The 2,521-nt window shown below is 54.1% G+C and carries 3 protein-coding genes and 1 pseudogene; 1 reads left to right on the forward strand and 3 read right to left on the reverse strand.

Annotation, left to right across the window (positions count from 1 at the left end):
• Window positions 1-540: 540 nt before the first annotated feature.
• Entirely contained in the window at window positions 541-981 is a 441-nt protein-coding gene (locus tag BOA8489_RS19900) for a YybH family protein (RefSeq protein ID WP_093976046.1), read from the reverse strand.
• Window positions 982-1,140: 159 nt separating this feature from the next.
• Window positions 1,141-1,539, reverse strand: a complete 399-nt coding sequence (locus BOA8489_RS19905; protein WP_093976047.1) for a c-type cytochrome — start codon at window positions 1,537-1,539, stop codon at window positions 1,141-1,143.
• Window positions 1,540-1,691: 152 nt separating this feature from the next.
• Between BOA8489_RS19905 and BOA8489_RS19910 the strand changes: the two genes are divergently transcribed.
• Window positions 1,692-2,012, forward strand: coding sequence for a hypothetical protein (locus BOA8489_RS19910; protein WP_141138353.1), 321 nt, complete (start codon window positions 1,692-1,694; stop codon window positions 2,010-2,012).
• A 319-nt stretch (window positions 2,013-2,331) separates the two neighbouring features.
• On the opposite strand, the pseudogene BOA8489_RS20580 reads toward BOA8489_RS19910, so the two are convergent.
• Window positions 2,332-2,521: pseudogene (locus BOA8489_RS20580) on the reverse strand (recombinase family protein); the annotation flags it as partial.

Consider the following 2,521-nt stretch of genomic DNA (forward strand, 5'->3'; position numbering starts at 1 on the left):
TTAGCCGAGCGACGTGGTCGGTCGCTGTCCTGCAAATCAGATCAAAGAGACCTGCTTCAGGGGCCGTCGCGGTCACATTGAGACCGGGGCATATCCCAGAAGTTTTCGGCGTGTCAGCCAGTCCAGCTAATGGCAGGCACGTCGCAAGGAACAAGGCAAAGGATAGGCGGTGCACGGTGCCTGCGCTCCTTTTGCAGCTCACATTTGGAGACATCTTAATGCGCGCCGAACAAAACCAATTTGATCCGCCTCAATCTGGATGACGACTTTGGGCTGATTGTGTTGAAAAACTCCGAAATTCAGACATCGGGATTTTTGGGCAAAAGCCTATCATACTAAGAAGTCAGGCGAGATCGTTCGTGAGGCGAAGAGAGCTGGCGCGTAAGCGACGAAAGGCCAATTTGGCCGAACCTCTTGCCACCAAAAGCTCGACAATCGGCTCGAAGCGGCCATTCGCTGCAGGTGGCACCAATGTCTGCTATTCTGACAAAACAGCCATTGGCAGTCCCTCGCGGGCAGGCCGTCCGCGAGGGTCGGTGACTACTCAGAGTTGAAGTTGAAGGCATCGCGGTAGATGCGCCAAGTGCCATCATTTTGCCGACGGAAGATCGTCAGGAATTTCCCCTCGAGCGCATTGTTCACGGTGAAATTCCCGCGCGAAAACGCCCAGTCGTCCGTGATGACGATTTCCTCGGATCTAATCTCCATTGATGCCGGTGGATTAGCGAAGCGTTGCGCCGTACCGGGCGCAAATGTAGCGAAATCTACAGCCGGGGCGCCCGGTGGCAATCTTATGCCCTCTTCATCCCACAGGCTAAGCCATGTTTCAGCGTCGCCAGCAACGCGTGCCTCCGTATATGTTGACCAGATTCCAAGGATGGCATCCTCATCAGCCGCTTTGTCGGCAAAAACCATTCCCGGACTGAAGTTGGCCATGGCTATTGCGCCTGCAGCCAACATGATTTTGAAAACTGGGATCATAACGCTCCTCCTTTCTTAGATTATGAGCGTTGAAATCATAGCCGAACAATGGGCGCACAAGATTGATAGCCGTCAAACGACGGCGCGCGATTTGCGGACAAATCTGCCGTCCGTTTTTAGGTTCCGACATCAACCAAAGGCCGTATCGCTTCTTTGGGACTATTGCTGAATTGACTGAAGGTAGTAGACGAGAGAAAGGATACGTCCCCTTGCTACCATGTCAGCGGTTTCTCCACGCTGGCTGGTCGCTGAGATCTGGAAACGCTCCCCCCAGATCGGCATCGTGCTGCCGTGCGCCCGAACCCCATCACGACCATCTATCGTCGACAGGATTGCTTCGAATGGGAACGTGTCATCGTTCCCTTGTGTCAAGGACAACAGACTTGGAGTGGAAATATTTAGCAGGCCTGCAAGGGGACCATCGCCCATCGCACTCTCTCCATGACAGCCAGCGCAGGCGACGTTGTACTCGCGCTTCCCGGCGTCATCGGCCAAGATCGGGCTACTCGAAAGGATCAATACTGCCAAGAGCCCGACTTTACTGTTCAATCTTCTCATACCTTTTCCTCCAGAATTCATGAAACCTGACGTGGGAACGGAGCCAAATTACTCACCACGTAGAAATTATGCGGCTGCAGGCCATCTCGTTTGACATTTATCAAACTCTACAAATGGTGTTCTAAGGTGAGGTCCGCCGTGGGCATGCCGATGTGAGTTTTGACTCTACTCAGTTGCGCTTCACTGAAAATGCCAAGCACAGTCCGCCAGCAAATAAGGTTGCCGTTGTGATCGACGCAATTCCATGTACACCCGGTCTGGGCTCAAAATGGCCATTCGCGGCGGTAAGCACCGATGGCCGCTTTTGTGCCAAGGGGGCTTTCGGGCACGGAGTTTTTCGCCCGCGCGACAGCGATTGCAACCAGCTTTGGCCTTCCCTGCTCACATGGCTCGCTTCCCTGTTCTTTGCTTTTCTTTCCCTGTTCCGCGAATATCTTTCCCTGTTAGTTTCAGAGCAGGGAATTGGCCTTTAACGCACTGTTTTAAGGTGATGAATCCGGCTCAATTCAGGTCAAATCGCCGAAATTCGACCCAAAATCGAAGTTTTTCCCTGTTCATTCCCTGTAAAACAGGGAAATTACGACTGAGACCGGTTCGCTCAGGACTACGTCCACCGCCACACAGTCCCGTCTCAACGGGGCTCTTTTCGACAAGGCGATTTTCTCCCGCAATTCCGGGGGCTAGCGGGAAGCCTTGCATCCAGAGACCGTGCGTTGGCGTGTCTTGGCGGCCAATTTATCCTTAAGTCTCAGTGAGCGATTTCCGGAGTGGACTTGACGCGACGCGTGATGCTCAGAGTTGTGCGACGATCCGGTCCTGCTCGGCCCAGGACGCAGGCAGATCATGGCGTCGCAGCCAGTTCGTCGTCAGCGCAGGTGGCTGGTTGCCCTCAAGGATCGAGCGGACGAGCTTCGGCGACACGAACGCAAAACGCAGCATTTCGCTGAGGTACTTCACCGTCATCCCATCTCGTGCTGCTATC

Origin of the sequence: Boseongicola aestuarii (assembly GCF_900184815.1) — a bacterium.
GTDB lineage: Bacteria > Pseudomonadota > Alphaproteobacteria > Rhodobacterales > Rhodobacteraceae > Boseongicola > Boseongicola aestuarii.